Below are 25,179 nucleotides of genomic sequence, written 5' to 3' on the forward strand. Positions count from 1 at the left end.
TTTATATTTGGAAATGATTTTTTTATTCGTAAAGATAGCTCAAAATAAGCGTAAACTTTTAAATTAAAGTAAAATTAGCAAAGAAAAAAGCACGAAAGTTGCTAATATTCAGAATATTATTAGTAACTTTGCGCCTTGTTAGGGCATTTTATGCCCTTGAGAGAATTATTCACATAAAGTCTAACTTTATTAATTACAAATTTTTTAAAAACATTTATGGCAAATTTTGAAAACGTCAATCCAATGTCAGAGTTCAACTGGGAAGAGTTCGAAAACGGTGTAACCGTTGGCGGCAACAAAGAAGAACTTACAAAGGCTTACGACGACACCCTCAACAAGATTCACGAACACGAAGTAGTTGAAGGCGAAGTAATCTCTATCGACAAGAAAGAAGTAATCGTAAACATCGGTTACAAGAGCGACGGTATCATTCCTGCTTCTGAATTCCGCTACAACCCAGAGCTTAAAGTAGGCGACAAGGTTGAAGTTTACGTTGAAAACCAAGAAGACAGAGGTGGTCAGCTCGTGCTTTCACACAAGAAGGCACGCCTCCAAAAGAGCTGGGAAAACATTAACGAAGCACTCGAAACTGATGCAGTTATCCAAGGTTACATCAAGAGCCGCACTAAGGGTGGTATGATTGTTGATGTATTTGGTATCGAGGCATTCCTCCCAGGTAGCCAGATTGACGTTCACCCAATACGCGACTACGATGTATTTGTAGGCAAGACAATGGAATTCAAAGTTGTTAAGATTAACCAAGAATTCCGTAACGTAGTTGTATCACACAAGGCTCTCATCGAAGCTGAGCTCGAAGCACAACGCAAGGAAATAATCTCACACCTTGAAAAGGGTCAAATCCTCGAAGGTGTTGTTAAGAACATTACTTCTTACGGTGTATTCGTTGACCTCGGTGGTGTTGATGGACTTATCCACATCACTGACCTCTCTTGGGGCAGAATCAACGACCCACACGAAGTTGTTGAACTTGACCAAAAAATTAACGTGGTTATTCTTGATTTCGACGAAGAAAAGAAGCGCATTGCTCTCGGCTTGAAGCAACTCGCTCCACACCCATGGGACGCTCTCGATCCTAACCTCAAGGTAGGCGACCACGTTAAGGGTAAGGTTGTTGTTATGGCTGACTACGGTGCTTTCGTTGAAATCCAACCAGGCGTTGAAGGTCTTATCCACGTTTCAGAAATGAGCTGGAGCCAACACTTGCGTTCTGCACAAGAATTCATGAAGGCTGGCGATGAAGTTGAAGCAGTAGTATTAACACTCGACCGCGACGAACGCAAGATGTCTCTTGGTATCAAGCAACTCCGCGAAGACCCATGGGAGGCTATCGAAGCTAAATACCCAGTTGGTTCTAAGCACAACGCTAAAGTTCGCAACTTCACAAACTTCGGTATCTTCGTTGAACTCGAAGAAGGTGTTGATGGTCTTATTCATATTTCTGACCTCTCTTGGACTAAGAAGGTTAAGCACCCATCTGAATTCACACAAACAGGCGCAGAAATCGATGTTGTTGTTCTCGAAATCGACAAGGAAAACCGTCGCTTGAGCCTCGGCCACAAGCAATTGGAAACAAATCCTTGGGATACATACGAAACAATTTACACACCAGGTTCAACTCACGTAGGTAAGATTACAGAATCTATGGACAAGGGTGCTGTTATCACACTTAACGAAGGTGGCGAAGGTTTCGCAACTCCAAAGCACCTTGTTAAAGAAGATGGTTCACAAGCACAACTTGGCGAAGAACTTCCATTCGTAGTGATTGAATTTGTTAAAGAAACAAAGCGCATCATTCTTTCACACTCTCGCACATTCGAAGAAGTGAAGGAAGAACCACGTCGCCCACGCGGTGGTAACAACAAGAAAGCTTCTGAAGCAGCTGCACAAGTTAATAATGTAGCAGCTAGCACATCTCTTGGCGACCTCGGCATTCTCGCTGACCTCAAGAAGAAGATGGAAGAAGGCAAGTAATTACAGAAAAGTAAATTATTACAATCATCATAACAGGACTGGACTCCACATCGGAGTCCAGTTTTTTTGTTTTTTATACAATAAGACTTTGTTTTTTAAATTAAAATCCATATATTTGCAATCTGACATTTTCATACATCACCAATGAAGCGATATATCTTAATAGTTCTGACTTTTGCTGTTTGTCTTTGCTCAACCATGGCAGGACCTACCATTCGTTGGAATCAAACTTACCAAAACTACTTCGATAAATACAAAAATCTTGCTATTAAGGAGATGCAACGCTACGGAATACCAGCAAGTATTACCCTTGCACAAGGAGTTTTGGAGAGCGGAGCAGGGCAAAGCAAATTGGCAATAGTTGCCAATAATCACTTTGGTATAAAATGTCATGATTGGACTGGGCGCACCATTTCGCACGATGATGACCTCAATGGTGAGTGTTTTCGTGCTTACGACACAGTGCTTGATAGTTTTGAAGACCACTCAAAATTTCTCAGTGGAAGAAAACGCTACAATTGTTTATTTAATCTTTCAAAATATGATTATCGTGGTTGGGCACATGGACTAAAGCGTGCTGGATATGCCACCAATCCCCAATATGCTTACAAACTTATAGAAATTATTGAGGTCTATAAACTTTACCAATACGATAATGCAAAGTTTGTAGAACCAATTGAGCCAACTCGTCCTGAAATCACAAAGAAACCAACACCAAAGCAAAACATGTTGAATACAGGTTTGCGTAACTTCCGTGCTTTCAACGAAAATTGTTACGTTACGGCACATGCGGGTGATACTTACAAGGATATTGCTAAAGAGGTGAATATTAGCGAGAAAAAGTTGGCTAAATACAACGAACAGGATATTGACAAACGACTCTATGAAGGCGAAATTGTATGGTTACGCAAAAAACAAAAGCACGCTCCAAGCGAGTATCGAAATCGTCCTCATATCGTTCAACCATCTGAAAGCTTATACGATATATCACAAAAATATGGTATTCGACTAAAAAATCTTATCAAGATGAATAAAAAATTAGTGAAGCGTGGTATCTGTACCAACGACAAAATAAGATTGTACTGACAATTAAAATAAGGTGGATTCTTTAAAAATCCACCTTATTTTGTTTTCAAACCATGGATTGCAGCTTGTTTTTCATTCTATTTTTTTCATTTAAATAATAATCCTGTCAGTTTATACAGATGAGTAAGGTTTCCATACTGGCATTGCTCTGAATTGAAAAAGAAGCTTAAACGAAAACAAAGGTAGTTTTTGAAAAACAAAAGGTTAGAGTTTTTCGCCACAATGGCGACAAAATCGGTCGTTAGGGTCTATTCTATCGCCACATCGTGGACACTCTCCGTGCTTCGATTTCCTTTGCGTTTCATCAACAAATGTAGCAGTAACAATGCCTGTTGGAATGGCTATAATGGTATAACCGAGCAACATTACAAAGGCTGAAAGCAACCGTCCGAAAGGCGTTACTGGCGTTATATCGCCATACCCCACCGTGGTCATGGTTACGATGGCATAGTAAACCGATGTACCAAGGTCGGTAAACTGCGTGTTAGGCTGATTACCTTCCGCAAGATACATGACTGTGCCAAGACAGGTTACGGTGATGAGGACAAACATAAAGTAGACCAAAATTTTATTAGAACTTTTCTTTAACGACTGCAATAGCAGGTGTCCTTCGTTCAGAAAGGTAAAGAGTTTGAACACACGGAAGATTCTAATAAAACGAAATGAGCGCAAAAGTATCATGTATTTTGCACTTGGGAAAATGATACTTAGGTAGGGCGGAACGGTCGATATGAAATCAACAATACCGAAAAAGGTTAACGCATATTTTCGTGGTTGGGGCGAACAATACAATCTTGCACAATAATCAAAGGTGAACAATGCCGTTAAAATGATTTCAACGATTTCCAAAATATACTTGTAGGTGTAAGCCAACGTTCTTACACTTTCGGTAAAGGCAACAATAATGCTTACAAAAATAATGACGATGAGCGCAATATCGTAAGCTTTTCCCTCTTTCGTATCGGCTTCAAAGATGATTTTGTATAACTTTTCTTTCATGAAAAACTATTCCTTACTCTAATTCTGACAATTCCAACCAACGCATTTCCTTTTTGTCTAATTCGGCTTTTAGATTTGGCAGCTGCTTTGATATTTCCGTTAATTTATCAATTTCAATATTTCCCGAACACAGTTGCTTCTCCATTTCGGCAATACTAGTTGTGATTTGCTCTATTTCTTTTGTGAGTTGCTCGTATTCTCTTTTTTCTTTGTAACTCATTCGTTTACGCGTATCGTTGTGATAGTCGCGCTGAACGCTTTGCTTCTTTTCCTTTTGCTTTGTTTCTGCGTTTTCTTCTTTGGTTTTCAACACATTATAATCACGGAACTGCGTGTAGTTTCCAGGAAAATCTTTTATTTCTCCTTCGCCCTTGAATACCAACAAATGGTCTACCACCTTGTCCATAAAATATCTGTCGTGGGAAACCACTATGACACAACCTGGGAAGTCTTGCAAATATTCTTCAAGTATTTGAAGTGTCTGAATATCAAGGTCGTTTGTAGGTTCGTCGAGGATAAGAAAATTAGGATTTTTCATCAAGATAGTACACAAATACAGCTTTCTTTTTTCGCCTCCCGAGAGTTTTGCCACATAGTTATGCTGCATTTCGGGTGTAAAAAGGAAGTAGTTTAAGAATTGTGAAGCCGTCATGTGCCTGCCACCTCCAAGGTCGATGTAATCGGCAATGTCGGTAATGATGTCTATTACCTTTTGGTCGTCTCTGAATTTGAGTCCTTCTTGCGAGAAATAGCCAAAGCGCACGGTTTCGCCAATATCGAATTTCCCGCTATCGGGCTTCACCAATCCGAGTAACATTTTGATAAAGGTCGATTTTCCAGTACCGTTATTGCCTACAATGCCCATTTTTTCGAAGCGAGCAAAGTTGTAATAAAAATCTTTGAGTATGGTTTTCGTTTCGAAGGCTTTTGAAACGTATTGGCATTCAAATATTTTGCTACCAATATATACGTTCGATGCCTTCAAACGTATTTGTCTTTCTTCGATACGTTGTTGTGCTTTTGCTTGCAATTCGAAGAAAGCGTCTTCTCTGTATTTTGCTTTGTGTCCACGTGCTTGTGGTTGTCGGCGCATCCAATCTAACTCTGTTCGATACAAGTTGTTGGCTCTTGCTATTTCGGCACGTGTGTTGGCGATACGCTCTTGTCGCTTTTCCAAATAAAACGAGTAATTTCCTCGATAGGTATAAACCATATTATCGTCTAATTCGAGTATAACATTGCATACATTATCAAGGAAATAACGGTCGTGCGTAACCATTAACAAGGTCTTATTTCCTCGCGAAAGATAGCCTTCTAACCACTCTATCATTTCAAGGTCTAAGTGGTTGGTAGGTTCGTCGAGTATGAGCAGGTCAGGTTCGGTAATGAGTACATTTGCCAATGCTACTCGTTTTTGCTGTCCACCACTCAACTGCCCCATTGGTTGGTCAAGGTCTGTAATCTTCAGAGTGGTCAAAATTTGCTTTGCCTTCAACACTTTCTCGGGGTCGCCTTCGTGGTTGAAGCACGCATCAAGCACAGATTCTTCTGATTTAAACTTAGGACTTTGCACCAAACAGTTTACTTTCAAGTCGTTACGAAAGATGATTGCACCTTCTTCGTAGCCCTCTTTGCCTGTAAGAATGGATAATAAAGTAGACTTTCCTGTGCCATTTTTCGCTATCAATCCTACGTGTTGTCCTTCGGCAATGGAAAACGAAATCTGGTCGAAAAGCACTTGTGAGCCAAATCTTTTCGATAGTTTTTGAACGTCTAAGTAAGGTATCTGTGCCATGCTGCTCGTCTTTTATTCTGCCTTTTCGTCTGTTTCTGCTGGTTCTTGCGCCTCTTCCTCTATTGGTTCTTCGGGCAAAGTAAGCGTTTCGCCTGCCAGTTCAGCGTTGATTCTTCCAATATAGTCGAGCACTTCCTCTCGCCCAAGTTTCGATTCCGATGATGTTACAAAGTAAGGAGGTATTTCTTCCCATGTATCTTCCAACTTTTTCATCCATGCAGCAGCATTGGCTTTTGCTTTTCCGACCGAAAGTTTATCAGCTTTTGTAAAGACAATTGAAAACGGAATATTGCTTTTGCCTAACCAATCTATAAATTCTCGGTCTATTTTTTGTTGCTCGTGGCGTATGTCGATAAGCACAAAGACGTTCACCAACTGCTTGCGTTGCAATAGGTATTGGGCTATCATTTGCTCCAATTTATTGCGTACCGTCTTCGAATTTTTAGCATATCCATAACCAGGAAGGTCTACAATGTACCACTCTTTATTGATTATGAAATGATTGATTAACAATGTTTTACCCGGTTTTGCTGATGTTTTAGCCAAACCTTTATGATTGCAAAGCATATTGATAAGGCTCGATTTTCCCACATTCGAACGCCCTATAAATGCGTATTCGTTTTTTGTATCGTTAGGACACTTCGCTATCGTAGGCGAAGAAATACTAAATTCAGAATTCTTAATTATCATTTTGATTTTGTTTTGACTACAAAACTACAAAAAAAGGACGAAATATTGGCATCGTTATCCGAAATTCATCCTTGTGAAGCTAAAAAGTGATGGTTGTTATAGAACTTTACAACATGGGAAGTAACCTAATTCTTTTGCTCAACTTCTTTTGTAAAACCACTTTATAGAATATCAAATTTTTTTAGAGCCTTTTTGACTATCAATTCATATTCTTCTCCCAAATCGCAAAATCGTTGTACACAACGAAAAGCTGCCTGTTTTACAGCCAAGTCATTTGACAATAAAGCTACTTCAACTTGGTCAAGAAATTCGTTCATACCTCGTTCATTAGGCTCTTTTCTATCAGAAAATAGACATGCCAATGTTTGAAAACCACAGATAAGATACAAACTCTTATCAGAAGCCAAACATTTAAATGCCAACGAAGGAGCATAATCAAGATAGCGAAGCAAATTGAATGAAAGGTGTTCAGCTATTTCTTGTGTCGGAATTTGTTCTAACCAAATATCAGCAACATCGGCTAACATCTTTTCAGAAGGCATAATATAAGTTGCTAAAATCTTACATTCACGACTATTTTCTTTCCATAAAGCAATTGCCAAATCATAATCTTTCCCATAATCTTTTGCAATTTTGCGCAAAGATAATAGGTCAATTCCCCAATTTACTTTATAATCTGCACCTTTTTCACGCATAGATTGAGCAGCTACTCCGTTCATGTATAAATGGAAAGATTGCTTAATTTGCTTTATTTTTTCGTGTGTTTCTTCTGTCATCATATACTATATTCTTTGGAATATCTCATCATCTGATTTGAATAGCTTTCTGTATAATCTAATATAACATCAATTACTTGATTATTAATATCGTATTCTAAATTCATTCGAGGATTAATAAAACCTTTATAAGGAGCAATATTCAGCTTTTTGTAACGCTCTAAAACTTCATTATGCAACGCTTCATCAACCTTTATGGCATAAGTTTCGACTAACATACGAGCCGCATCGAAGTCTCCACAACTCTTTATTCGTTGTATTTCAGCAAGCTGTTGTGCAAAGATTTCACGCAATTTTTCGTAATCATTAATGCGAATATAAGTCTTTGTTCTATTGCTATTTATTTCTTTATTCTGAACAAATTCTATAACATTATGAACTTTACCCAATTCAAAAGCCCAGCGAGCAATCAAAGCCCTATTCTGCATGTGTGATTCTTCAATCATTTTTCCAGCCTTGATACGTGCTAATTGAGTCATTAAGCCATTCATTATATACGAATAATATTGTGCTTTGTAGGCTTCTTCTGAATGTAGTAAGCCTAATTCTATTAACTTTTTATCAGCGATATAATACAATCCAAATAAGTCGGCACGTGCTTCTTCTATCGTGTTGCCATAATTTTTGAGTGCATCAGAATCGGTTTCAGGAAGTAGCTTTCCACTTCCATGCCCCAAGCATTCGTGTAAATCGGTATGCAATTCATCGGTTAAATCGGCATGTTTTGCTATCAAATCGCGTGTTGCAGCGTCAATTGCAAATTCTTCGATAAAGCCATTTCCTTTTGCAGCAACATTATATGCATGTGTTAAATTGGAAATAGTAACACTTTTTGAGCCATGTTCAGCACGAATCCAATCTGCATTTGGTAGATTGATACCTATAGCAGAGGCAGGATATTCGTCACCGCCTAACATTGCTGCACAAACAACATTGGCTGTAATACCTTTTACGACTTTCTTTTTAAACTCCTCATTTACAGGAGAATTATCTTCAAACCATTGAGCATTACTTGATATGAGTTGTGTACGTTTGGTCGCTTCTAAATCTTTATAATGAACAATTCCTTCCCATGAACCTTTCAGTCCTAAAGCATCGCCATAAACTTCGATGAAGCCGTTTATAAAATCAATTTGACCTTTATGTTCCTTTACCCATGCGATAGAATATTTGTCAAAGTCGTGTAAATCGCCTGTTGTATAATAATGAACGAGCAAACGAATGATTTTTTTTTGGTCGTCGTTTTCAGTGTAAGTTATGGCTTTATTCAACCAATATATGATTTTTTCTATAATTTTGCCATACTTACCATTCAGCTTCCACACTTCCTCATAAATCTTACCATTCTTTTTTACCAAAGTAGTGTTTAGCCCAAATGATAATCCTTTGTCGCTTGCTTGTTGTTTTTGGTTTGTATAAAAATGTTCAACCTCCTCTTGGCTAACATTTTCATAGTAATTGTTGGCTGAAGTCTGTATCAAATCAACACCTTCTGCCTTATTAACACGTTTCGCCAATATATCGGGATTAAAAATAATCTCGCATAGTGTGTTGCAAAGTTCTTCTAACTTGTCATGAGTATCAAGTTTGAAAAACTCTTTCCCCAACGATAGTACAGCTTCTTGAAAGTATGAACGAGAAAAGTGGGGCTGAAATTTATCCATTGCATAATGATGATGTATGCCACTTGCAAACCAAACTTGCTTTAAATAGAGTTCCAAAGCTTTAAAGTCATTGCTTTCTTGTTTGTACTTTGCTATGACAATTGCTTCCAAGGTTCGTCTGATTTGCAGATTATACTTTCCAAATTGGTCGAAAGTTATATCTCGTCCCCATAATGTAGCTTGCGCTAAACAATAAATGTATAATTTTTGATTTAGCGTAAGATTTTTGAATCCATCTAATTGATAGCGTAACATTTGAATATCGCCAAATCTTTCAGATGAATAATCAAAAGTTTCTTTGTTCATAAAGTCTTTTAGAAAATTCTTATTTTATAGTTTGAAATTTCTACTTTGTGCATTCAACTTTCTCTTTTCTTGTAGTTTGAACTCACGTGGTGTCATTCCGTTTATGCGATAGAAAGAAGCATAAAATGATTGTCGATTTGCAAAACCTACCATCTCGCTTATATCTTCCATATTTAAATCTTGATATTTTTTCGATGCAAGGATTGTCATTGCTTCCTCTATCCTAAATTTATTCACAAAAGAAGTATAGTTCGTTTTGAACTTTACGTTTACAACGGCTGATATATATCGTGTATTCGTGCCTAAATCGTCAGCGAGTTGTTTGGCAGAATAGTTTTTATCCTTATATTTCTGCTGGATTAGTAGTATGTTTATAATTTTATCCTTCAACTCTTCCATCAATTTCGGACTCACAAATTTGCGATATGCCGCTGTCTTTTCTTTTTTTTCTGTAATATTATACTTTGCCATAAATAGTATGATTAAAACAAATTACCGCTAAGTTGATACTTTGCAAATATAAATATTTTTTTTTACAAATTCAACTTTTTGGCAATAATTCTTGAAATCTGTACAAATTTTGAAAGCAAATATTCAATATCTCATAGAAAAAGCACTTTTTCTACATTATCAGAATGATTATTTTATCATTCTTCACTCAAAGGGAAATGGCATTCATCTATTTATTCAACATTAAAAAACATTTCTTCGTTTGTTAAAAAGCTATTTACGAATATCTCTTTTGCTTCTTTTAATAGTTGCTTCTCATCATTGTATCGGGCAGAATAATGCCCTAAAAGTAATTTTCCAACTTCGGCTTTTAACGCTACTGTTGCAGCTTCCGATGCAGTGCTGTGATAATAAAGTTTTGCTCTGTCCTTAAAATCATCAGCATAAGTGCTTTCATGATACAATACATTTACGCCTTTAACCATTTTATGAAGATTTTTCATGTAGCGTGTATCAGAGCAATAAGCATACGAACGAGGTTTTTCCGCAGGTATTGTCAAACGAGTGTTGGGAATAATTTCGCCATCGTCTGTTGTCCAATCTGCTCCTGCTTTAATATTATTGATTTGACTAACAGGGATTTTGTAAAAATCAATCATATCCCTTTTAATATGCGGAGCTGTTGGCTTTTCGCGAAAAAGAAAGCCGCAACATGGTATGCGATGTTCTAATGGAACAGATTCTATCGTAATACTTTTGTCTTCGTATATAACCTTATTTTCTGTTGTTTCCACACAATGAAAGAATACTTCATATTCTAATCCTTTGCAGAATAATTCCATAGAGAGGTTAAAGTATTGCTCGAACTCCTTTGGTGCATAAACATGAAGTGGATTTGTGCGACCTGTCATGCCAAAAGTGGAGAGCATTCCCATTAATCCAAAGCAATGGTCGCCATGAAGATGAGAGATGAAAACTGCTTGAACTTTCGAAAAATGAATACGCGAGCGCCTGATTTGTATTTGCGTTCCCTCTCCACAATCTATCATAAAGAGTTTTCCTCGCACCTCCACAATCTGACAAGTTGCATTGTGGCGAAGCGTAGGTAATGCACTTCCGCACCCTAAGATATGTATTTTAAAAGGCTCCACGCTTATTTGTTACGTCCGAAAAGGAATACTCCGTTTTTATTTTCAAGCAACATTGAGTCTGCTCCAAGTTCTAAGACCGCAAAAGTATCTTTAGACAAAACGAGTTTTCCATTAAATATCTTCCATTTTGTCCATGTATCTTTCTCCGATTGTACTTTAGACGTAATCGTTCCTCCCTCGATAATATCGAAATTCTTATCGATGCTTGACCAATTTCCAAGCAACGAAGTAATATTAATTGCACTGCGCAACATCATATCGCCATATTCTTTGTATCCGATTACAGCAAAGCGGTCGCCTATAAGTTTACCACCTTTAACAACTTCCGTAGTATCGTCAGGGTTTTGAATAAACTCCAATGTGTCGCCAGCGTCGGTCAATAATATAATTGAATTCATGCCACCATCGAGCATTGTTCCATAAATAGTAGTATCACCTGCGTTAAGCGAATCAGCAGACTTTGAATTTGTCTCTATAACTTTCCCTTTGTTTGTATTCTTACAACCAATAAAGATAGCTGCAATGAATGCAAATAACAAAATAATAGGTAATTTTTTCATAACTTAAATATTATTTATTTTCTATTTTCTTAGCTTCATTCCAAAGTTTATCCATTTCTTCTAAAGCCATATTTTTCAACTCTTTATCTTGTTTCTTAGCTTGTTGTTCAACGTAAGTAAAACGAGAAATGAATTTCTTGTTAGTATATTCGAGCGCATTGTCTGGGTTTAACTTGTAAAGTCGGGCTGCATTGATGACTGAAAAAAGGAAATCACCCAATTCTTTTGTAGCCTTTTCGCTGTCTTCTTTGGATAATTCCACTTTCAGTTCTTCAAGTTCTTCAGCAACTTTTTCCCATACATCTTCTCTATTTTTCCAATCAAATCCAACATTGCGTGCTTTGTCTTGTATTCTATACGCTTTGATTAGACTTGGCAAAGAATCAGGAACTCCAGAAAGCACCGTTTTGTTCCCTTCCCTCTCCTTTTGTTTTCTCTGCTCCCAAGTCGATTCAACTTGTGTTGCCGTTGTTGGCAATTCGCTGCTACCGTTTGTGTTTCCTTGTTTTTTAGTGTCTAATTCGTCCTTATAAACAACTTGTCCTTGTTGATTGATTGCCATTTTTTCATCTGCAACTTGCCAACCAGTCCAATCTATAAAGTCATGACGGAACATGAGTTTATCCGATTGAGCATTGCAGACATCAACGATATCAAAATCGTTAGTTTCACTTCCCAATAGCGAATAGAACACAACATGTTCCATAACATCGCCCAATTCTTTACAAATGTTTTTTTTGTCCTGCTTGATGAGCGCATCAGCAAGCTCAAAAGTTTCTTCAATAGTATTAGGACGCAAACTTTCAAAAGTTTGTTTTCTGTCCCACGGACATTCCTTTCTTAATCGTTCTTGAACATCAAGTAAACGACTGAATGCTGCTAATTTTTCTTCTTTGGTATGCAATCTTATGAAATTTAAAGTTAAAAGAAGTACTAAGTACCCTTATTTATTATGCAAAGATACATTATTCAAGCGATTTTTTCGTAATTTTGCATCGTTTTTAAAGATAATAAAGAAATTATAATATAAACGCAATGGAATTAGCAAGTAAGTACGACCCACAGAACGTGGAAGCGAAGTGGTATGAGTATTGGCTCAACAACAAATTATTCAGTTCTAAGCCCGATGGACGAGAGCCTTACACGGTGGTTATTCCTCCACCTAATGTAACGGGTGTTCTGCACATGGGACACATGCTGAACAACACAATTCAAGACATTCTTGTCCGTCATGCACGCATGGAGGGTAAGAACGCTTGTTGGGTACCAGGTACCGACCATGCCAGCATTGCGACAGAAGCAAAAGTTGTAAACAAACTTGCTGAACAAGGAATAAAGAAGACTGACCTCACACGAGATGAGTTTTTGAAGCATGCGTGGGATTGGACTGACGAACATGGTGGCATTATCCTTAAGCAATTGCGAAAACTTGGTTGCTCTTGCGATTGGGAACGCACAGCTTTTACGATGGACGAGAAACGTAGCGAAGGCGTTATCAAAGTTTTCTGCGACCTTTATAATAAAGGTCTAATCTATCGTGGTGTGCGCATGGTAAACTGGGATCCAAGTGCAAAAACCGCCCTTTCTGACGAAGAGGTAATCTACAAAGATGAGCATTCAAAACTTTATCATCTTAAATATTACATTGCTCCTGAAGACCAAAGCAAGGTTGAACGTAAGCACGAAGAAAATGTAATGCACCAAGATTGCAAGGGATATTATGCAGTTGTGGCTACAACACGTCCTGAAACCATCATGGGCGACTCTGCAATGTGTATCAACCCTGACGACAATAAGAACACTTGGTTGAAAGGTTTGCATGTAATTGTGCCATTAGTAGGTCGTTGCATTCCTATTATTGAAGACTCTTATGTTGATATTCAATTTGGTACAGGTTGTTTGAAAGTTACTCCTGCTCACGACATCAACGACCATGCTCTCGGTTTGAAGCATGGTTTGGAAACAATTGATATTTTCAATGACAACGGAACACTTTCAGAAGCAGCTGGACTTTATGTTGGTCAAGACCGTATGGATGTACGCAAGCAAATTGCAATAGACCTTCAAACAGCTGAATTGATGGAAAAGGTTGAAGACTATGATAACAAGGTGGGCTACTCTGAACGTACCAACGTGCCTATCGAACCAAAGCTTTCAACGCAGTGGTTCTTAAGCATGCAACACTTTGCAGATATTGCGCTCGACCCTGTAATGAACGATGAAATAGAGTTCTATCCTAAAAAATACAAAAATACTTATCGCCATTGGTTGGAAAATATTAAGGATTGGTGCATCAGTCGCCAACTTTGGTGGGGACATCGCATACCTGCTTACTACTTTAAAGACCAAGACGGCAAGCCAGCTACGGTTGTTGCGGAAAATATTGAAAACGCTTTGGAACAAGCAAAGCGTATAAATCCAAGCATAAAACAGGCTGATTTGGAACAAGAAAGCGACTGTTTGGATACTTGGTTCTCAAGTTGGTTGTGGCCAATTTCTGTATTTGACGGAATCAACAACCCTGAAAATGAAGAAGTAAAATATTATTATCCAACCAGCGACTTGGTTACAGGACCAGATATTATCTTCTTCTGGGTAGCTCGTATGATAATGGCTGGCTATGAATATCGCCAAACATTCCCATTCAAACATGTTTATTTCACGGGGATTGTACGCGACAATATCGGACGAAAAATGAGCAAGAGTCTTGGCAACTCACCTGACCCATTGGAATTAATAGCAAAATATGGTGCTGACGGAGTGCGCATGGGTATGATGCTTTCTGCTCCAGCAGGCAACGACATCTTATTTGATGAAAGTCTTTGCGAGCAAGGACGAAACTTTAACAATAAGATTTGGAATGCTTTCCGTCTTGTTCAAGGTTGGGAGACTGCCGATATAGACCAACCAGAGGCTAACAAGATTGCCATTAAGTGGTTTGATGCGAAACTCAAAGAAGTAAATGCTGAAATGGAAGAGCAGTTTAAGAGTTATCGTATTTCTGAAGCTTTGATGACAGTTTACAAGCTTTTCTGGGACGAATTTTCAAGTTGGTACTTGGAAATGATTAAGCCTGAATATGGCAAACCTATTGATAAGCAAACTTACGAGGCTACACTTCGTTTCTTTGATACATTATTAAAGATGCTCCACCCATTCATGCCGTTCATTACAGAAGAATTGTGGCAACATATTTTCGACCGTAAGGGAAATGAAAGCATCATGTTAGAGAAGTTAGAATTGGCACAACCTACTGATGAAGAAAAAACTTTGATAGTAAAAATTGAGAACATGAAACAAATTGTGGGTGGTATTCGTACCATTCGCAACCAAAAGAATATTGCTCCAAAGATTGCACTCTCATTGGAAGTTGTCGGCAAAAACAATTATGAAACTTACAACGCTGTCATTGCGAAAATGGCAAATCTTGAAAATATCAATGTTGTAGCCGAAAAAAGCTCTGATGCTTCTGCCTTCATGGTAGGTACTGATGGCTTTGCGGTTCCACTTGGTAATTTGATAGATGTGAAAGCTGAAATCGAAAAATTAGAGAAAGAACTTGCTCACTTAGAAGGTTTCTTGAAAGGTGTCAAAGCAAAACTCTCTAATGATAACTTTGTTGCTCATGCCCCAGAAGCAGTTATTGCAAAGGAACGCAAGAAGCAAAGTGATTCGGAAGAAAAGATAGAAGCTATCAAAGCTAATATTGAGGAACTTAAAAAGAAGTAAAATAACTTTATTGGGTAGGTGACGCTTTTTGTGTACCTACTCAATATTTTTTGCTTTACCTCTACTTGTGAATTATTTTATTTTCGTAACTCATTGTAATTTAACAGGATAATATTAATACCTCCCCTTATGAAAAAGTTAATATTCTTTACTTTCATTTCCTTATTGTTCTTCTCATGTAGTAAGGACGATGAATTATCGAACAAACGCCAACGCCCTAACATAATAGCTAACAAAACTATCTTTATGTATTTGCCTTGGACGGGAGGAAATTATGATAGCGGATTATATTCGGCGTTTATGAAGAATATAAGTAACGTTGAAAAAGCTATTGTAACAAAACAATCTTATCAAGCTACACGTACGTTGGTTTTGATAGCCAATTCTGCATCGTCAGCTACGTTGTTCGAGATTATTTACGACAAGGGCAAATGTTGGCGAGATACTTTAAAACAATATACAATCAGCGAAACTAATGAGAAAAGTCTTACTCAATATCTTGCTGATGTTAAACATTTCTCTCCTACTCCTGTCTATTCTATGATAATGGGAGCGCATGGTACTGGTTGGATTCCCAAAGGAACAAAACTTAATAGAAGTAGAAGTATCGGCGGAATAAGTGCAGCTCAACAATACAATATCACTGAAATTACAAATGCAATTGCCAATAATGGTATTAAATTAGAATTTCTTTGCTTCGATGATTGCTACATGGCAAACGTTGAAGTAGCTTATGAATTGCGCCAAGCAACGAATTATATTATAGCTTCGACATCGGAAATAATGGATTACGGACTACCTTATCATTTAATTTACCAATATATGGCAGAGCAAAGTCCTGATTATAATGCAATTATAAATGGGTTTCTATCATTTTATGCAACTTATTCTGCACCTTATGGAAGTCTGTCAGTCATAGATTGTGCCTATTCAAATGATATTGCTGCCGTGCTTAAAAAGTTCAATTCATCGAGTGCAACTCCTCCAACAGCTGACGAAGTTGCTGGACAAGATGTTTTCGCCAATCATTTATTCTATGATTTGGGTGATTATCTTAAAAGATATAATGCACAAATAACATCCATAGGACAGGACACTATCGAATATAGTCAAATCATAAAGCATCTTATTCCTTTCACAGGGAAAACTGAAAAACTTTATAGTGGCTTTCTTGACGCCCCATATACTTACAACGTTTCGGCTTATAGCGGTATTACCATAAGCGACCCTTCTGTTAATGCTGCGGCGATAGAAAATAAGAATAAAACAAATTGGTGGATTGCCACCCACCAATAACTAAATTTTTGCTTTAAACCTGAAAGTTATTCAGCCGGGCAATATATTTACCGAGTATATCAAACTCAAGATTTACAATTGTACCGATTTGAATATCTGCAAAATTAGTGTTTTCGCGTGTATATGGGATAATCGCAACTTTAAAAGTATTATCAGTTGGCTCGCAAACGGTTAGCGATACACCATTGACTGTTACCGAACCTTTATCGACTGTGAAGTATCCACGTTTTGCCAATTCAATGTCTTGTTCATATTCAAAGGTGAAATAAGTACTACCATCAGCATTTTCCATTGCAACACATTTTGCTGTTTCATCAACATGACCTTGTACAATATGTCCATCAAGGCGACCATTCATCAACATGGAACGCTCTATGTTCACTCTGTCGCCAATTTTTAACAAGCCAAGATTAGAGCGGTCTAATGTTTCTTTCATTGCCGTAACGGTGTAAGTATCATCAGTCAAGCGTACTACGGTAAGACAAACACCATTATGAGCAATGCTTTGGTCTATTTTTAATTCATTAACGTATGTACATTTCAGCGTGAAATCTATATTTTCTTGATAACGTTCAATAGCTACTACTTGTGCCATTTCTTCTACTATACCTGAGAACATATTTTATTTTCTTGGTTTTATATCGTTTTTTATATTATTGTTCATCATAAAAAAGGTGGAACTCCAAAAGGAACTCCACCTCATTATTATCTCTCTATGACGAGAGTTTTAGAAAGTCGCATCGATGATGTGATGAAAAGTCCGAGTATCTATGATAGGAGAACTCTCCGCTTTTGTAATCCACCGACCCAAGGGTTTAGTCGCTAATGCGATTTATGTGGCCCGCCATTGTCAAGAGAAGTCTTCTCGGTTTTCAGATTTATTTGATGACTATCCCAATCGAATCGACACGACTATGTCTTTACCTTTCAAATGCAAAGGTAATACATTTTTTCAATGTACCAAACAGTTGCACTTAAATTATGGTTTCAAGCAATACTTCACCAATAGTTGGGTGAATATGAATAATGTCACGCAAATCATTGAGCGTAGCATCATTGTTCATAAGTACTGCAACTTGTTGTGTAATATCAGCAGAGTGGGCACCAAAGACGTGGCAACCAATGATTTTACCATTTTCGTCAGCCATAACTTTGAGCATGCCTTCGGTTTCTTCCATTGCCAATGCCTTACCATTTGAACGGAAAAAGCCTTTCTTCACAATACACTTGATACCTTCTTTCTTGCAAGCATCTTCGGACATACCTACTGAACCTGCTTCTGGATAGGTAAATACGGCAGCTGGCATAATATCGAAACGAATCTTATCTTGCTTGTTCATGATATGATTCAAGACGTGTAAACCTTGGAAACTTGCTGCATGAGCCAACATTTGCTTTCCATTCACATCGCCAATAGCATAAACGCCTGGTACGTTGGTTTCATAGTAATCGTTGGTTTCAATACCTTGTTTAATAGTATTTATGCCTGCAACTTCCAAACCAAGACCTTCAACATTAGCAGCACGACCTGTTGCAACAAGTACAACATCGGCAACGACTTGCTTTTCTTGACCTTTTTGTTCAAAAGTAACGACAGCTTGTTTCTTGTCTTCTGTTGCTTGAATGCTCTTAACACCACTATTCATATTGAAATTGATTCCACGTTTTTCCAAAGTCTTGCGCAAACGCTTGGCAATATCTGAATCTATCGTTGGCAAACATTCCTTGAGGAACTCAATAACAGTAACAGAGCTACCGAAAGTTTCAAACGCAGAAGCAAGTTCAAGTCCAATAACACCAGCACCAATGATAGCCATTGAGTTAGGAACATGGTCAATTTCCAACAATTCAGTAGAAGTCATAACCTTATCCTTGAGGTCTGTACCTTCAGGAGAATCCAAAGTTGGTATAAAAGGAAGCATTCTTGCACGAGAACCTGTTGCAATAATAATATTGTCAGCAGTCATTTGTGTCCCATTCACTTCAATAACTTTCTTGTCAACGAATTTGGCTTCACCTTCAATATAAGTGATGCCAGGTTGTGCCATAAGGCCTTTTACACCTTCACGCAACTGTGCAATCACGTCATTTTTACGTTCTTGAATGCGAGTGAAGTTCACATGACCACCGCCTACGCATGAAAGCAATGGATTGCGATAGAGTTCTGCATCGTGAGCAAAACTCTTTGTTGGTATGCAACCACAATTAAGGCATGTTCCACCAGGGTGGGATTTCTCAATGATGGTTACCTTTAGCCCTTCTTTGGCAGCATGAACTGCCGTATGGTAGCCTCCAGGACCAGCGCCGATAATAATTAAATCAGTCTTTTCCATAATATTATACCTTTCTATTTTTACTCGTTAATTGCTTGGCGATAATTGAGGATAGGCTTAGTTGCTGCCAAAACATCATCAACACGACCAATAGGAGTATTGGTTGGTGCTTCCAAAACAACATTTGGAGTTTCGCGTGCTTCACGTGCAATCTTGTGCATAATCTCAATAAAGCTATCAAGAGTTTTCTTGCTTTCGTTTTCTGTAGGCTCAATCATCATTGCTTCATGGAAAAGCAATGGGAAATAGATTGTTGGTGCATGGAATCCATAATCCAAGAGACGTTTAGCAACGTCCATTGTTGTAACACCAGTACTCTTGTCTTTCAAGCCATCGAATACGAATTCGTGCATGCAAATGCCACCAATTGGTAATTCATAATCGTCTTTCAAAGATTCCTTGATGTAATTGGCATTGAGGGTTGCAAATGGACCTACCATTTTTAAGTTTTCTTTACCAAGTGTCAAGATGTAAGTATAAGCACGCAATGTTACAAGGAAGTTACCCATGAACTGACCAACATGCATATTATTGAGAGAATATTCTTCCGTTGCTTCAGGAACATCAAGTGCGTAACCATTTTCTGTTTTCAAGACATGTGGCTTTGGTAAAAATTCTACAAGGTCTTCTCTTACACCAACAGGGCCACCACCAGGACCACCACCACCGTGAGGTGTTGAGAAAGTCTTATGGATATTGATGTGCATTACATCAAAGCCCATATCGCCTGGACGTGCTACACCTAACATAGGATTGAGGTTTGCTCCATCGTAATACATCAAACCACCGCACTCATGAACTAACTTCGCAATTTCAGGAATGTTCTTTTCAAAAAGACCAAGTGTATTAGGGTTGGTCATCATCATACCTGCGATATCATCACCAAGCAATGGTTTCAAATCTTCAACATCGACAAGTCCTTCAGCAGTACTTTTTACTTCAACAATATCAAGTCCACAAACGGCAGCAGAGGCTGGATTTGTTCCGTGTGCAGAGTCTGGAATGATAACCTTTGTACGTTTTGTATCGCCACGCTTTTCGTGATAAGAGCGAATAATCATCAAACCTGTAAGTTCACCTTGCGCACCAGCAAAAGGATTTACAGTGAAATCTGCAAGACCAGAAATATTTGCTAAAGTCTTTGCTAATCCATATTCTACCGACAAGGCACCTTGTACAGTATCAATAGGTTGCATTGGGTGTACACCTGTAAAACCAGGAAGAGCAGCAATTTCTTCATTGATGGTTGGGTTATACTTCATTGTGCAAGAACCCAATGGATAGAACCCATTATCAACACCAAAATTGTTTCCGCTATGATTTGTATAATGTCTTACGACTGTTAATTCGTCGCATTCAGGAAGTTCTGCATCTTTCTCACGCTTCAAATTGCTTGAAAGTTCATAGTTTCCAAATTCATTTTTAGGTAGGCTGTAAGCTTTGCAACCAGGTTGTGAAAGCTCAAAAATTAAATTGCCATATAATCTATTGTTCATTTCTTCAATAATTTAAGTAATTGTAAACCTTTAATTAAAGTTCATTGTTTTTAGAGAAGAGCAATAAGTGCTTCCATTTCTTCCTTTGTTCGTTTTTCTGTTACAGCTATAAGAAGACCATTCTTGCCAACTTTAACACCAGGAAGAATACCTTTTTCGATAGCTTTATCGTAGAAAGTATCTCTGTTTTCAATATTTATTAAAAATTCATTGAAGAAAGGCTGACTGTAAGCTAATTTTGCTTTGCCCGTAGCAACCATTTTTTCGCAAAGATAATGTGCTCCATCAAAACTCATCTTGGTAGCTTCTTTCAATCCTTGTTTACCCATCATAGCTGAGTAAATAGTAACGTAAAGTGCCATTAAACTTTGGTTAGAACATATATTTGATGTGGCTTTTTGACGGCGGATATGTTGTTCGCGAGCCTGTAAAGTAAGTACAAAAACACGTTGACCACGTGAATCTTTTGTTTGGCCTACAATACGTCCAGGCATCTTACGCATCATTTTTTGTGTACAACTCATGTATCCTGCATAAGGTCCACCAAATGCCATAGGCAAACCAAGGCTCTGAACATCACCTACTGCAAAGTCTGCTCCCCATTCACCTGGAGTTTTCAATAATGACAAGTCAGCAGCAACGCTATTAACAATAAATAGTGCTTTATTCTTGTGGCAGATGTCAGCAAAACCTGTGAAATCTTCTGTTATACCATAATAGTTAGGTTGTTGAACAATAACACCAGCAACAGTTCCATCTGCCATCTTTGTTTCCAAATCTTTCTTTGATGTAATGCCTTCTTCCTCTTCAATAGCAACGAGGTTCACTCCGTTAAAGTGTGCATAAGTTTTCAATACATCAATAATTTTTGGATTCAATGTTTTTGAATACAAAACTGTTTTCTTTTTGCTTGATATAGCTGCAGCTACCATCATTGCTTCGGCTGTAGCTGTCGAACCATCATACAAAGAAGCATTGGCAACGTCCATGTTTGTAAGTTCGGCAATTATACTTTGGAATTCAAAGATATAATGTAACGTCCCTTGAGAAATTTCTGCTTGGTATGGAGTATAAGAAGTAAGATACTCTGAACGGCTCACAATTTGTGGAATAGCACTTGGAGCATAGTGGTCGTAAACACCTGCACCAGCAAAGCAAGTCATCAATTTATTCTGATTAGCAAGTTTATTGAAAAAATTTCTTATTTCAATTTCACTCATTGCTTCAGGAATATCATACTCACCTTTAAAGCGCAATGCTTCAGGAATACCTGCAAAGAGGTCTTGGATGCTATTCACTCCGATTTTGTTAAGCATTTCCTGAGTTTCCTCTTGGGTATGTGGAAAGAATTTAAAATTCATGTTTCTCGTAATTTTAAAACGGTTAGCTTTATAAAACTTTATAGCTATTTTCTTTCGCAAAGTTTACTTTGAGAATGAAAACAGCTATAAACGTCATTAAGAATATTGTCTATAAACTATTTTGCGCAGAAATCTTCGTATGCTTTTGCATCCATAAGGTTATCAAGTTCTGACTTATTTGTAAGTTCTACTTTGATAATCCAGTTTGCGTATGGGTCCTGATTAACAAGTTCTGGTTGGTCTTCAAGTGCTTCATTAACTTCAAGAATTTTGCAAGAAACAGGAGAGTTAAGGTCAGAAGCAGCTTTAACACTTTCTACTGCACCGAAACCTTCTTCAACTTCAAATTCATCGTCAGCTTCAGGCATATCAACATAAACTACATTGCCAAGAGCGTGTTGTGCATAATCTGTAATACCGATATAAGCAACATCACCTTCTACTTTTACATACTCGTGTGACTCAGCGTAAAAGAGTCCTTCAATAACTTTTGCCATAATTATTTTTATCTATTATTTTTATTTTTTCAAATTATAAAAAGGTGGCAAGAACTTCAATAATGGTGAGTTCTTGCACTTATTTTTATTACTTAACGTAATGTGGGTCGTAGAATTTTTTCTTACCAACTGTTGCTGGGAAGAACTTCTTGCGAATTTGTACTTCTACTCTATCCTCTAATTTAATATCAGCATCAACTAAAGCTACTGCACAACTCTTTTCTACTGAAATAAGTTTGTAACCTGTTGTGATTACGCCAATTTCTTTTCCGTCTTTGAATACTTTGTATCCATTACGTGGGATAGCATTGTCGTCAAGCCAAATGCCACGCAAACGTTTTGTAACACCTTCTGTTTTTTGCTTCAAAAGAGCCTCTTTACCGAGGAAGTTCTCTTTATCGAACTTAACGAACATAGATAAACCTGCCATTACAGGGGTAATTTCTTCAGAAAGTTCGTGTCCATACAATGGCATACCAGCTTCAAAGCGTAATGTGTCACGGCAACCGAGACCACAAGGAGTTGCACCTGCTTCCATTAATTTGTCCCATACCTTAACGATATAGTCAGGAGCTCCATATAGTTCGAATCCATCTTCACCTGTGTAACCAGTACGAGAAATTATTATTTCCTCGCCATCGTGATTCATTGTCTTAACTTCGTAGAACTTTAAGTCAGAACAAGCGATACCCAATTTTTCGGTAATAATCTTTTCTGCTTCAGGACCTTGGATAGCAAGTTGTCCATATTTTTCACTATCATTTACAAGTTTAATATCGAAACCTGCTGTATGTTGGCTAATCCAATCGAAATCTTTTTGGATATTGGCAGCATTGACTGTCAAAATGTATTCATTTTCGCCAACTTTGCAAATACAAGTATCGTCAACAACACCACCTATTTCCATGCAGAACATACCGTAGATAACCTTACCTACGCCTAATCCTGTTACATCATTTGTGAAAATATAATTGACAAATTTCTCAGCTTCATTACCAGAAACGATAATTTCACCCATGTGAGATACATCAAACACTCCACAATGCTTTCTAACTGCATTGTGCTCGTCAATAATACTTGAATACTGAATTGGCATATCAAAGCCACCAAATGGTGAAATCAATGCCCCCAATGCTACATGCTTGTCATAAAGGCATGTTCTTTTGTTCTCCATAATTATTTAAGAATTTTATTTTGTGCTAACCTTGGGTTTTCACCTTTGGTTTATGTTAATTGATTTAGGTTGGGATTTTCCCTTTCTTGCGATGCAAATGTAATAAAGTTTTTTTGATATTCCAAAAATTTTCAAAGATTTTACACTAATCTTTTAGGTTATTTTGTAAAACCGAGTTTTCAAAATGTGATTTAATCCTTTTTGAAGATACGTATATAAAATAAAAGGTCGCAACCTTATAGATTGCAACCTTTTATATATGATGTAATTGTTTAAATTACTTTACTTTTTCTACGATAGCCTTAAATGCTTCTGGATTATTAGCAGCGAGGTCAGCGAGTACCTTACGGTTGATTTCGATACCAGACTTGTGCAATGCGCCCATCAATTGGCTATAGCTCATATCATAAAGACGAGCTGCAGCATTGATACGTTGTATCCAAAGAGCACGGAAATTGCGCTTTTTGTTACGACGATCGCGGTATGCGTATGTCAAACCCTTTTCATAAGTGTTTTTTGCTACTGTCCAAACATTTTTACGGGCACCATAGTAACCCTTAGTTTGCTTCAGGATTCTTGTTCTTTTTGCTTTTGAAGCAACATGATTTACTGATCTTGGCATAGTTTCTTTTCCTTTTAATTTGTTTGACTAATAATGATTAACGAAGATTTAACAAGTCGCGTACTTGTTTCATGTTGCTACTGTCCACAAGTGCTGTGTGAACGAGGTTTCTCTTCTGTTTCTTTGTCTTCTTAGTCAAAATATGACTGTGGTAAGCACGATTACGCTTTACCTTACCTGTACCTGTGAAGCTAAATCTCTTCTTAGCTCCAGAGTTTGTCTTTTGCTTTGGCATTTTTTTTAAATTTAAATTGTTATTTATTTAATTCAGCTGTGGCAACGTATATACCAGGACGTTACGCACAGGTTCTTTCAATATCTTTACAAGAAAGATAAATCAAGTTTTCTTTATTCGCTCTTTAACTTATCAAGCACTGCAGAACCATTTTTTGCATTTGCAAATAGTCCGTTGTCTACATTTTCAGTTTCCTTTGATTCAACTTTTGTATCTGCATTTTTCGCATTTTCTTGGGCTTCCTCACGATCTCTGCGTTGCTGACTTTTCTTTGTTATTCCAGTTTTCTTTGGTGCAAGATAGAGGAACATCTTTTTGCCTTCAAGCTTTGGCAACTGTTCTACTTTTGCAAGTTCTTCCAAATCGTTGGCAAAACGTAACAAAAGCACTTCACCTTGTTCTTTGAAGAGGATTGAACGTCCACGGAAGAACACATAAGCACGAACTTTATTTCCGTCATTGAGAAACTCTTGTGCATGCTTCAGCTTGAACTGATAATCGTGTTCGTCGGTCTGAGGCCCAAACCTAATTTCTTTAATTTCCTGCTTTACCTGCTTTTGCTTCATCTCTTTCTGATGTTTCTTCTGCTGGTAGAGGAATTTAGAATAGTCGATGATTCTACAAACTGGAGGTTGTGCGTTCGGAGATATTTCAACAAGGTCTACACCTTCTTTTCTTGCAATATCCAAAGCTTTGCGCGCAGACATAACTTCTGCACCTTCATCACTTATCACACGAACTTCCCGTGCATGAATTTGCTCATTCACACGGTACTGAAACTTCATTTTGTCATTCTTCATTCAACTATATTAAAGTTTTATTTTTTACTAAACGGGTGCAAAGTTACTATTTTTCAATGGATTAAACAAATTTTTTATCTCTTTTTTATTAGTTATTTTGCTTTAAAACAGGCTTTTTGTGGTTTTTGAATCTTTTATACAGCGTTTCTACATATTATATAAGGAGA

General features: G+C 37.6%; 22 protein-coding genes. 4 read left to right on the forward strand and 18 right to left on the reverse strand.

From position 1 onward, the window contains the following. Nucleotides 1-216 precede the first annotated feature (216 nt). Together rpsA and DYI03_RS05730 are read left to right on the forward strand one after the other, a co-directional pair. On the forward strand, nt 217-1,992 hold the full coding sequence (rpsA, locus tag DYI03_RS05725) for a 30S ribosomal protein S1 (protein WP_004357545.1): 1,776 nt from the start codon (nt 217-219) through the stop codon (nt 1,990-1,992). Between the two features lie 144 nt (nt 1,993-2,136). Beyond that, complete coding sequence (locus DYI03_RS05730) at nt 2,137-3,078, forward strand: glucosaminidase domain-containing protein (protein WP_025064439.1); 942 nt, start codon at nt 2,137-2,139, stop codon at nt 3,076-3,078. 204 nt (nt 3,079-3,282) lie between these two features. Here DYI03_RS05730 and DYI03_RS05735 read toward each other — a convergent pair whose 3' ends face one another. From DYI03_RS05735 to mazG, 9 genes are all read right to left on the reverse strand, one after another. Further along, the gene (locus DYI03_RS05735; RefSeq protein ID WP_021670051.1) at nt 3,283-4,077 is read right to left on the reverse strand and encodes an ion transporter; all 795 of its coding nucleotides are present in this window, start codon (nt 4,075-4,077) and stop codon (nt 3,283-3,285) included. Between the two features lie 13 nt (nt 4,078-4,090). After that, nucleotides 4,091-5,872: an ABC-F family ATP-binding cassette domain-containing protein gene (locus DYI03_RS05740; RefSeq protein ID WP_021670050.1), complete on the reverse strand. Its 1,782-nt coding sequence runs from the start codon at nt 5,870-5,872 to the stop codon at nt 4,091-4,093. Nucleotides 5,873-5,884: 12 nt separating this feature from the next. After that, a complete protein-coding gene (gene yihA / locus DYI03_RS05745; protein ID WP_004357294.1) occupies nt 5,885-6,562 on the reverse strand; it encodes a ribosome biogenesis GTP-binding protein YihA/YsxC in 678 nt (225 codons plus the stop codon). A gap of 161 nt (nt 6,563-6,723) precedes the next feature. Continuing rightward, nucleotides 6,724-7,341 carry a DNA alkylation repair protein gene (locus tag DYI03_RS05750; protein ID WP_004357213.1) on the reverse strand — a complete coding sequence of 206 codons (618 nt, stop codon included), beginning with the start codon at nt 7,339-7,341 and terminating at the stop codon, nt 6,724-6,726. Further along, nucleotides 7,338-9,308 (reverse strand): dipeptidyl-peptidase 3 family protein, encoded by a 1,971-nt coding sequence (locus tag DYI03_RS05755; RefSeq protein WP_021670049.1) that lies wholly within the window; start codon nt 9,306-9,308, stop codon nt 7,338-7,340. The genes DYI03_RS05750 and DYI03_RS05755 overlap by 4 nt, the downstream gene beginning before the upstream one ends. A gap of 24 nt (nt 9,309-9,332) precedes the next feature. Then, nucleotides 9,333-9,779: a helix-turn-helix domain-containing protein gene (locus DYI03_RS05760; RefSeq protein ID WP_021670048.1), complete on the reverse strand. Its 447-nt coding sequence runs from the start codon at nt 9,777-9,779 to the stop codon at nt 9,333-9,335. A 212-nt stretch (nt 9,780-9,991) separates the two neighbouring features. Next, the gene (locus DYI03_RS05765) at nt 9,992-10,909 is read right to left on the reverse strand and encodes a ribonuclease Z (protein WP_004357141.1); all 918 of its coding nucleotides are present in this window, start codon (nt 10,907-10,909) and stop codon (nt 9,992-9,994) included. 2 nt (nt 10,910-10,911) lie between these two features. Then, complete coding sequence (locus DYI03_RS05770) at nt 10,912-11,469, reverse strand: lipocalin-like domain-containing protein (RefSeq protein WP_004357395.1); 558 nt, start codon at nt 11,467-11,469, stop codon at nt 10,912-10,914. Nucleotides 11,470-11,479: 10 nt separating this feature from the next. Next, entirely contained in the window at nt 11,480-12,373 is an 894-nt protein-coding gene (gene mazG / locus DYI03_RS05775; protein WP_021670046.1) for a nucleoside triphosphate pyrophosphohydrolase, read from the reverse strand. A gap of 131 nt (nt 12,374-12,504) precedes the next feature. On the opposite strand from mazG, the gene DYI03_RS05780 reads away from it, so the two are divergent. Together DYI03_RS05780 and DYI03_RS05785 are read left to right on the forward strand one after the other, a co-directional pair. Beyond that, the gene (locus tag DYI03_RS05780) at nt 12,505-15,198 is read left to right on the forward strand and encodes a valine--tRNA ligase (protein WP_021670045.1); all 2,694 of its coding nucleotides are present in this window, start codon (nt 12,505-12,507) and stop codon (nt 15,196-15,198) included. A gap of 129 nt (nt 15,199-15,327) precedes the next feature. Then, nucleotides 15,328-16,494: a clostripain-related cysteine peptidase gene (locus DYI03_RS05785; RefSeq protein ID WP_021670044.1), complete on the forward strand. Its 1,167-nt coding sequence runs from the start codon at nt 15,328-15,330 to the stop codon at nt 16,492-16,494. A 13-nt stretch (nt 16,495-16,507) separates the two neighbouring features. Here DYI03_RS05785 and DYI03_RS05790 read toward each other — a convergent pair whose 3' ends face one another. The 9 genes from DYI03_RS05790 to infC form a co-directional block, all read right to left on the reverse strand. Beyond that, nucleotides 16,508-17,113, reverse strand: coding sequence for a riboflavin synthase (locus DYI03_RS05790; protein WP_021670043.1), 606 nt, complete (start codon nt 17,111-17,113; stop codon nt 16,508-16,510). Nucleotides 17,114-17,468: 355 nt separating this feature from the next. After that, the gene (lpdA, locus tag DYI03_RS05795) at nt 17,469-18,827 is read right to left on the reverse strand and encodes a dihydrolipoyl dehydrogenase (RefSeq protein ID WP_021670042.1); all 1,359 of its coding nucleotides are present in this window, start codon (nt 18,825-18,827) and stop codon (nt 17,469-17,471) included. A gap of 20 nt (nt 18,828-18,847) precedes the next feature. Continuing rightward, nucleotides 18,848-20,323 carry an aminomethyl-transferring glycine dehydrogenase subunit GcvPB gene (gene gcvPB / locus DYI03_RS05800; RefSeq protein WP_021670041.1) on the reverse strand — a complete coding sequence of 492 codons (1,476 nt, stop codon included), beginning with the start codon at nt 20,321-20,323 and terminating at the stop codon, nt 18,848-18,850. A gap of 50 nt (nt 20,324-20,373) precedes the next feature. Next, entirely contained in the window at nt 20,374-21,684 is a 1,311-nt protein-coding gene (gcvPA, locus tag DYI03_RS05805) for an aminomethyl-transferring glycine dehydrogenase subunit GcvPA (RefSeq protein ID WP_025064440.1), read from the reverse strand. A gap of 116 nt (nt 21,685-21,800) precedes the next feature. Next, nucleotides 21,801-22,181 carry a glycine cleavage system protein GcvH gene (gene gcvH, locus DYI03_RS05810; protein WP_004357247.1) on the reverse strand — a complete coding sequence of 127 codons (381 nt, stop codon included), beginning with the start codon at nt 22,179-22,181 and terminating at the stop codon, nt 21,801-21,803. An 88-nt stretch (nt 22,182-22,269) separates the two neighbouring features. Continuing rightward, nucleotides 22,270-23,355 (reverse strand): glycine cleavage system aminomethyltransferase GcvT, encoded by a 1,086-nt coding sequence (gcvT, locus tag DYI03_RS05815; protein ID WP_021670039.1) that lies wholly within the window; start codon nt 23,353-23,355, stop codon nt 22,270-22,272. A 277-nt stretch (nt 23,356-23,632) separates the two neighbouring features. Beyond that, entirely contained in the window at nt 23,633-23,977 is a 345-nt protein-coding gene (gene rplT, locus DYI03_RS05820; protein ID WP_004357498.1) for a 50S ribosomal protein L20, read from the reverse strand. A 37-nt stretch (nt 23,978-24,014) separates the two neighbouring features. Beyond that, complete coding sequence (gene rpmI, locus DYI03_RS05825; protein ID WP_004357488.1) at nt 24,015-24,212, reverse strand: 50S ribosomal protein L35; 198 nt, start codon at nt 24,210-24,212, stop codon at nt 24,015-24,017. 113 nt (nt 24,213-24,325) lie between these two features. Continuing rightward, nucleotides 24,326-25,012, reverse strand: coding sequence for a translation initiation factor IF-3 (gene infC, locus DYI03_RS05830; RefSeq protein WP_004357306.1), 687 nt, complete (start codon nt 25,010-25,012; stop codon nt 24,326-24,328). Nucleotides 25,013-25,179 lie beyond the last annotated feature (167 nt).

It is taken from the genome of Prevotella disiens (assembly GCF_900454955.1).
GTDB lineage: Bacteria > Bacteroidota > Bacteroidia > Bacteroidales > Bacteroidaceae > Prevotella > Prevotella disiens.

Coding starts and splice junctions, on each gene's coding strand:
- DYI03_RS05730 (WP_025064439.1), top strand. CDS start 2,137: ATGAAGCGATATATCTTAATAGTTCTGACTTTTGCTGTTTGTCTTTGC.
- DYI03_RS05750 (WP_004357213.1), bottom strand. CDS start 7,341: ATGATGACAGAAGAAACACACGAAAAAATAAAGCAAATTAAGCAATCT.
- DYI03_RS05760 (WP_021670048.1), bottom strand. CDS start 9,779: ATGGCAAAGTATAATATTACAGAAAAAAAAGAAAAGACAGCGGCATAT.
- DYI03_RS05785 (WP_021670044.1), top strand. CDS start 15,328: ATGAAAAAGTTAATATTCTTTACTTTCATTTCCTTATTGTTCTTCTCA.
- rpmI (WP_004357488.1), bottom strand. CDS start 24,212: ATGCCAAAGCAAAAGACAAACTCTGGAGCTAAGAAGAGATTTAGCTTC.
- rplT (WP_004357498.1), bottom strand. CDS start 23,977: ATGCCAAGATCAGTAAATCATGTTGCTTCAAAAGCAAAAAGAACAAGA.
- DYI03_RS05790 (WP_021670043.1), bottom strand. CDS start 17,113: ATGTTCTCAGGTATAGTAGAAGAAATGGCACAAGTAGTAGCTATTGAA.
- gcvPB (WP_021670041.1), bottom strand. CDS start 20,323: ATGAACAATAGATTATATGGCAATTTAATTTTTGAGCTTTCACAACCT.
- DYI03_RS05780 (WP_021670045.1), top strand. CDS start 12,505: ATGGAATTAGCAAGTAAGTACGACCCACAGAACGTGGAAGCGAAGTGG.
- DYI03_RS05755 (WP_021670049.1), bottom strand. CDS start 9,308: ATGAACAAAGAAACTTTTGATTATTCATCTGAAAGATTTGGCGATATT.
- gcvPA (WP_025064440.1), bottom strand. CDS start 21,684: ATGAATTTTAAATTCTTTCCACATACCCAAGAGGAAACTCAGGAAATG.
- DYI03_RS05735 (WP_021670051.1), bottom strand. CDS start 4,077: ATGAAAGAAAAGTTATACAAAATCATCTTTGAAGCCGATACGAAAGAG.
- yihA (WP_004357294.1), bottom strand. CDS start 6,562: ATGATAATTAAGAATTCTGAATTTAGTATTTCTTCGCCTACGATAGCG.
- gcvT (WP_021670039.1), bottom strand. CDS start 23,355: ATGGAGAACAAAAGAACATGCCTTTATGACAAGCATGTAGCATTGGGG.
- lpdA (WP_021670042.1), bottom strand. CDS start 18,827: ATGGAAAAGACTGATTTAATTATTATCGGCGCTGGTCCTGGAGGCTAC.
- DYI03_RS05740 (WP_021670050.1), bottom strand. CDS start 5,872: ATGGCACAGATACCTTACTTAGACGTTCAAAAACTATCGAAAAGATTT.
- DYI03_RS05770 (WP_004357395.1), bottom strand. CDS start 11,469: ATGAAAAAATTACCTATTATTTTGTTATTTGCATTCATTGCAGCTATC.
- gcvH (WP_004357247.1), bottom strand. CDS start 22,181: ATGGCAAAAGTTATTGAAGGACTCTTTTACGCTGAGTCACACGAGTAT.
- infC (WP_004357306.1), bottom strand. CDS start 25,012: ATGAAGAATGACAAAATGAAGTTTCAGTACCGTGTGAATGAGCAAATT.
- rpsA (WP_004357545.1), top strand. CDS start 217: ATGGCAAATTTTGAAAACGTCAATCCAATGTCAGAGTTCAACTGGGAA.